The sequence below is a fragment of the Cupriavidus sp. FW305-F7 genome (assembly GCF_058782875.1).
This window is the reverse complement of record NZ_JBYSYC010000105.1, coordinates 1-6521: the sequence shown is the minus strand read 5'-3', so window position 1 is coordinate 6521 and position 6521 is coordinate 1. Positions and strand designations below refer to the sequence as shown.

General features: G+C 62.2%; 3 protein-coding genes and 2 pseudogenes. 3 read left to right on the top strand and 2 right to left on the bottom strand.

Going from position 1 to position 6521, the window contains the following annotated elements; all coding sequences use genetic code 11:
• The first annotated feature begins 445 nt into the window (after positions 1–445).
• Positions 446–769, top strand: coding sequence for an excalibur calcium-binding domain-containing protein (locus AC3WL8_RS39645; protein ID WP_492380223.1), 324 nt, complete (start codon positions 446–448; stop codon positions 767–769).
• Between the two features lie 377 nt (positions 770–1146).
• Here the strand turns inward: AC3WL8_RS39645 and AC3WL8_RS39640 are convergent, their stop codons facing one another.
• Together AC3WL8_RS39640 and AC3WL8_RS39635 are read right to left on the bottom strand one after the other, a co-directional pair.
• The gene (locus tag AC3WL8_RS39640) at positions 1147–3156 is read right to left on the bottom strand and encodes an acyl CoA:acetate/3-ketoacid CoA transferase (protein WP_153956713.1); all 2010 of its coding nucleotides are present in this window, start codon (positions 3154–3156) and stop codon (positions 1147–1149) included.
• Positions 3157–3176: 20 nt separating this feature from the next.
• Entirely contained in the window at positions 3177–4238 is a 1062-nt protein-coding gene (locus tag AC3WL8_RS39635) for a patatin-like phospholipase family protein (protein WP_492380222.1), read from the bottom strand.
• 533 nt (positions 4239–4771) lie between these two features.
• Here AC3WL8_RS39635 and AC3WL8_RS39630 point away from each other — a divergent pair.
• Together AC3WL8_RS39630 and AC3WL8_RS39625 are read left to right on the top strand one after the other, a co-directional pair.
• Positions 4772–5607: pseudogene (locus AC3WL8_RS39630) on the top strand (Tn3 family transposase); the annotation flags it as partial.
• Positions 5608–5880: 273 nt separating this feature from the next.
• Positions 5881–6363, top strand: a pseudogene (locus AC3WL8_RS39625) (DNA-binding protein); the annotation flags it as partial.
• Positions 6364–6521 lie beyond the last annotated feature (158 nt).

The following is a 6521-nucleotide window of genomic DNA, read 5'->3' as shown; positions in this document are numbered from 1 at the left end:
CGTTGGTTTCTATAATCCGGTGCGCTTGCACTCAACCCTGGGGTATCTGTCGCCCGCTGCCTACGAGGCGAAATCGACAGAAAAAGAACCTATCTGCCTGTCCGAAATAACTTGACCACTACACACCCATCGCGGACAGTCCATCCTCAAAGCAGTCGGGCGACGGGGCTAAGGCGCACCTCCTATGCGACATAGGGCGGACCAGCTCGTGCGCATGACCGACCACCGACTGTATGTCCACGCAGTGCACCGTTTTATGATTTAACATAACGTCTGTAGAGCGAAACTTGTCTGTAGCGGCAAGTTGGAATGTCCGTTCCGAACCTGCCAGACCCGGGCAGGGCGGACTCACCCCGCCTGCGCGTCAATTCGCACATCTGACCATCCTGGAACCTCATCCCGGCAGGGCGGCAGACCGACGACGATGTGGTTGTGGCATCCTTGCATGTGGATAATTAAAAGCAGGGTTGCGGTCAACATGCACAAAAGCTTGCTGCTAGTCGCGGTCGCCGCGGCCGTTTTAATCTACTACAAGACTCACGCGCCGCTGAAAAATATGGTGGTCGACGCCGAGCCACAGCCGATCGCGATTTCGATTATTGCTCCAACGCCGGAACCAGTATTCCGTTGCGAGGGCAAACAGCACTGTAGCCAGATGGCTTCCTGCGCGGAAGCCCGCTTCTACCTAAAGAACTGCCCAGCGGTAAAAATGGATGGGGATGGTGACGGCATTCCATGTGAGACGCCGCCTCTCCAGTGCACGTTTTGACGCGCCGATGAGGTAGTCCATGCGCTGCCGTCGGCGACATTTTTCACGAAGACGCGCGACACCGGGAAGGCATCGGCAAGGGCCGAGGCATCCGGCTGCTTTGCGGCCGTCGCTTCCGACCCGGAACCGCCTGTGATATTCATCCCGGGGACCCGCGGAATTTGCAACGCCGATGGGATCCCAGAGGTAATAGAGAACCTCGTCAACCATTTGATAGAGCGTCAGATCTGGCTCGGTCATTTTTGAACCCATTATTTCCTCCCCATCGTTGTACGGAGAGCTTTCCGAGTGGTAGCTGGTTCCGGAGCCGCCTTCATGAACGGCGGCTTCTGTTACGGCCCGCTGCTGCTCTTGTTCGCATCTCCTGCTTGTGCGCATCAGTGGCTTTCAGGTTGATCGTGCAAGGACGCCTCTGCCTCGGCCTCGGTCTCATAGATATAGGGAGCAAGCCCGCGCCGGGCGAGGGTGTCACCGAGCTTGGCACGCATGAAGCCGCTTGTGGTGAAGCGGGTCACGCCGATATAGAAGCGCTGCACCATTTCCTCGATCATTTCGACATAGGCATCCTCCACGCTGCGGTCAAGAACGAAGCCTTCGTAGTTGACCACGGTATAGACCTTATGACCCAGTGGTTCGCAGACGCGGCATACCTGCGCGCGGATCGCCGCGATGTCCTCCGGGCGCTTCACCTCGAGCTGTTCGAAATTCAGGAACAGGATGTTCTTCTCTTCGTCGTAGTTGACGCGTGCTTCCAGTGGCAGGCGCAACACGTCCGCGCGCAGTCCCATCGGCTCAGGGCTGAAGATCCGCGCATCCATCAGGGCTGGCGAGCGCACGATCGGCGCGAAGTCCATCTTGGCGAGAATATCGCGTTCCAGATCGACGCCAGGCGCAATCTCGATGAGTTCCAGGCCTTGCGCGCTCAACTCGAATACGCAACGCTCGGTAATGTAGAGGACCGGTTTGAGGGCCGCAGCCGCGTGAGGGCCGGAAAACGTGCGATGCTCCACTTCCTGGACGAACTTCCTTGCGATGCCATCGCGGTGGAGCTTGAGCTGGCCGTCGACGACCGAGATCTCGCCGCCGCCCGCCATGAATGTGCCGACGAACACGACCTTCTTCGCATTCTGGCTGATGTTGATAAAGCCACCGGCGCCGGCCAACCGCGGCCCGAACCTGGATACGTTCAGGTTGCCCATGCGATCGGCCTGCGCCAGCCCGAGGAAGGCGAGATCGAGCCCGCCGCCATCGTAGAAGTCGAACTGATAGGGCTGGTCGATGATCGCGTCCGGATTGGTCGCCGCGCCGAAGTTCAACCCGCCGGCAGGGATGCCGCCGATCACGCCCGGCTCGGCGGTTAGCGTCAGAAGGTCGAGGATCCGTTCCTCGTTGGCGATGCTGGCGACACCTTCCGGCATGCCGATGCCGAGATTCACCACGCTGTTCGGCTTGAGTTCCATGGCCGCACGCCGGGCGATGATCTTGCGCTCGCTCATCGGCATCGGCGCCACGCTGCTCACAGGCACGCGGACTTCGCCGGAGAAGGCCGGGTTGTATGGGGTGGAAAAGGTCTGCTGGTGGTTTTCGGGGCGGGCCAGCACCACGCAGTCCACCAGCACGCCCGGAATCTTCACCTGGCGCGGATTGAGCGAGCCCCGTTCGGCGATGCGCTCCACCTGGACGATCACGAGGCCGCCGCAGTTGTGCGCGGCCATGGCGATCGCCAGCGCTTCCAGCGTCAGCGCTTCGCGCTCCATGGTGATATTGCCGTCGGGATCGGCGGTGGTGCCGCGCACGATGGCGACGTGGATCGGGAAGGCCTTGTAGAACAGATACTCCTGATCCCCGATGCGCATCAGCTCGACCAGATCCTCGGTGGTGCGCTCATTCAGCTTGCCGCCGCCAAAGCGCGGATCGACGAAGGTGCCTAGTCCGACGCGCGAGAGGTGGCCCGGCTTTCCGGCCGCGATATCGCGGAACAGATGGGTGATCACGCCCTGCGGCAGGTTGTAGGCTTCGATCTGGTTGCCGGCCGCGAGCTGCTGGAGCTTCGGCACCAGGCCCCAGTGTCCACCGATTACCCGCTTCACCAGGCCTGGCAGCGCGAGATGGTTCAGGCCCCGTTCCTTGCCGTCTCCCTGCCCTGCGGCGTAGACCAGCGTCAGGTTGCGGGGCTTTGTCAGGCTGACTGGCGCCTCGTATTCCTGCGCAAGGCAGAGCTCCTCGATGGCGATGGCAATTTCTTCCGCGAAGCCGATGCCGACGAAGCCGCCGGTCGCCACGGTATCGCCGTCGCGGATCAGGCGCACGGCTTCGCGTGCCGAGACCAGTTTGCCATTCTCGCGCGAGTGGACGGCCAGACGAATCGTGCTTGCTTGCGAGCTCATGTTCTCACCTTTCGAGTTCGTCAAAGGAATTCCTTGCGCAAGTCGACGCTGCAGCGTTCGCCGATTGCGCTGTAGTTCTGCGCTAGCCAATGCCCGGCTTCATTACGCCCCTGGTCGCGCAGGTGGCAAAGAAAGTCCCAGTCCGCATTGAGCTTGCTGGACACGCCGAGCGCCGTCATGGTCTGGTCCGAGCGGATGGCGTGGATCAGCATTTCCTTCATCTCGGCCCGCTCTACCTTGCCATCCTGGATCAGGGCGGTGACGAAGCTGATCGCACGAAGCTCGCGGATCAACGAAGAATTGAAGCTGACTTCGTTAATGCGATTGAGAATCTCCGCGGCGGTCTTCGGCACGCCCGTGCGAACGATGGGGTTGATATGGACGATCACCACATCCCGCGTGCTGCAGTTATAGATGAGCGGGAAGATTGCGGGGTTGCCGACATAGCCGCCGTCCCAGTAGTGCTGGCCGTCGATCTCCACGGCTTGGAACAGGGACGGCAGGCAGGCCGAGGCGAGCACCGCCTTCAGACAGATTTCCTCACGCGAGAACAGGCGCACCTTGCCGGTCTCAACATTGGTTGCGCACAGGTAGAGTTGGATCGGGCAATCCCTGCGCAGGGCATCGAAATCGACGTGGTGGGCAAGAACGTCGCGCAGCGGGTTGAAGTTGAATGGATTGAACTGGTAGGGGGAGAACACGCGCAGCAGCAGGTCCGTCATCAGGTACATCGGCGAGCTGTCGAGCCCATAGCCGCTACGCATCCAGACTTCCCATGGCAATTTTCGGAATGGGCTGTAGAGCCGAGCGGCGCCGGAAACGTCTTGCCAGAAATTGTGCAGCGCGGCGCGAGCGCCAGGCGGCCCACCCTTAAGCAAGCCGTAGGCGAGTACCGCGGCATTCATGGCGCCGGCGCTGGTGGCGCTCACGCCTTCGATGGCAAGCCGTTCGTCTTCGAGCAGACGGTCAAGTACTCCCCATGCAAAGGCGCCATGGGAACCGCCGCCCTGCAATGCAAGCGTGATGAGCTTCACGGCACCCTTGGCCTCGCCGGCATGGCGCGTTACCCCGGTGTCAGACATGTCGCGTCCCTCCAGTGCCGGGTCCAGCCGCGTCCCTGCCCGGCATTCCTCGCGGTTATCGTGGCCGAGTGATCGGAGGCGAGGGCGATGCAAACGAGGGACCCTTGACGAGGATAGGCTCTGCCGTCGCTTGCAAACACTGCGGTGTGTGAGCGAGCTTGCTAGCTGCCGCCGCATTGTTCACGAATCGGCACATTTTCCGGGGTTCGGCGACAGCAATCGGTACGCTGGAACTATGCGGTATATTCAGTTCGTCCCTGTGGGGCGCTGCCATCAGCCTCGCCACCGCAAACCTGATCTCGCCATGGGTCGGCATCTTGCTCGCGGCAACCCTCCCGGGACGAAAACCACCGCCTTGCCGCTTAGTCAGCCCCCGATTTGGCGCGGTCTCCTTGGTGCGGGCGGAGGAGGCGTGCGGCCTGCGTTGCGGCGGCAGGGCCATATGGTCCGATAACGCGCTGCTTATGGCGAGTTGGTAAGCACCGGGGCAACACCTACCGCCTAACGGATAGCTCGACTAGGCGTCGCCATCTTGGGGCATCGTCTATGACCAACCGATTGTCTTGAACGAGCGTCAGGCTGGGGTTGCCATCGAGGGCGTAGAGCAGCACAACCGCAGCGAGGACCGTATCCGCCTGTCGTTACTGGCAGTGGACACGCACGGCTACACGAACGCCGCGATGGCCTTGGCCAAGGGCTTGAGTTTCGATCTATGTCCGCGGCTGCGCGATCTGGCGGAGCGCAAGCTGTACCTGCCCGCAGAGTTCAAAGTGCCGGAGGGTATCGAGCGTGTCACCTCGAAACGATTGTCCTTGAGAGCCATACGCCTGGGTTGGGACGACTTCCTACGGGTGCTGGCATCGATCCGTATCGGCCGCATTAGCGCTGAGCTCGCCATGCAACGGTTGGGCAGCGCCGCCCGGACCAACAAGGCGCACAAAGCTGCCGAGCATCTCGGCCGGCTGTTGCGTAGCATTTTCCTGTGCGACTACGTGACCATTGAAGACTTCCGCCGCGAAATCCATACGTTGCTCAGCCGAGGGGAGTCGGTGCACCAGTTGCAGCGCGCGATCCATGCTGGCCGGGTACCACACGAACGCGGCCGGCGAGGCGATGAGCTGACGGCGATCTCGGGGGCGCACGCGCTTCTGACCAACATCGTTCTGGCGTGGAATACCCACCGCATGAACGATGTCGCGAGCGACTTCGCAAGGGGGGCACGAACATCGAGGACGCTTGGCTGCGCCGCATGGGGCCGGGGCATTCCGGGCACATCAACTTCCGGGGGATTCTCAGCTTCGGTGTCGAGCGCTACATTGACGCGCTGATCCAAGGCCGTGGCGCAACAATCCGACAGGCTATGGCATAACTGCAACATCAAACGCCGCAGAGCAAAATCTGCCGCAGATTGGCACACCGCAGTGGCTCGAGGCCAAAATACGGCAGTACCTTCGCGGCGGCAGCTACGACAGCAGCTTCGCAGGCTGGCCAGGCATACTTTGGCGAGACAGCGCCTGCTAACCGCGTACCAATCCGCAAAGAAAGGACGGTGCAGCGCGAAACGAAGAACTACTAAGTCATTGTTCTAGAACGTCTTTTTAAGCCTGACCGTATCAATCTGCTGCAAAAGGACGATTACCCCAAGAGCGAGCGCACGGCCGACGACCTGCGCGCCGAACTGGCGGCGGCACGCAGCGAGGCACGCGATGCCGCGGTGGCGCAGGCGGAGGCCCGGGCCAAGCTGGAAGCACAGGCCGTGGCACTGGCCGAGCGGCTCGCGGCCACCGAGCAGGCGCAGCGCAAGGCGGCGGGCGACCTGGACACCGTGCAGGCGGAACTCGCGGCGGCGCAGCGCCGGGCCGAGCGCAGCGAAGCGGAAGCGGCGCTCGCGCGTCAGCTGCTGGCCACCCTGCGCGTCGCGCCGCGCGAACGCGACGGCGGTGGCGCTGGTGGAAGGCGGCGCAAGGGCGGCAGTTCGGCGGCGACCGCGCCGGAAGAGCAGGGCGACGGTCAGGGGGACGCTCCGCAGGATGAGCTGGGCGAAGAACAGGGCGACGAGCCGGGGGCGGCGCTACCCAACCATCAGGACGAAGGCAACGACGGCAGCGATGACAGCAAAGACTGAGCGGGGGACGCGATCCGCTGAAGCGAACGACACGCAAGAGACAAGGTCTCACCGTCCATGGGATAAGGAAGCGTCTGCACGTGCAGTGACTTCAATGAAGGAGAACGAATTGGCCCCAGAGCAAGTGGTTGAACCCCTTGTCGCGAGCAATGCGACGG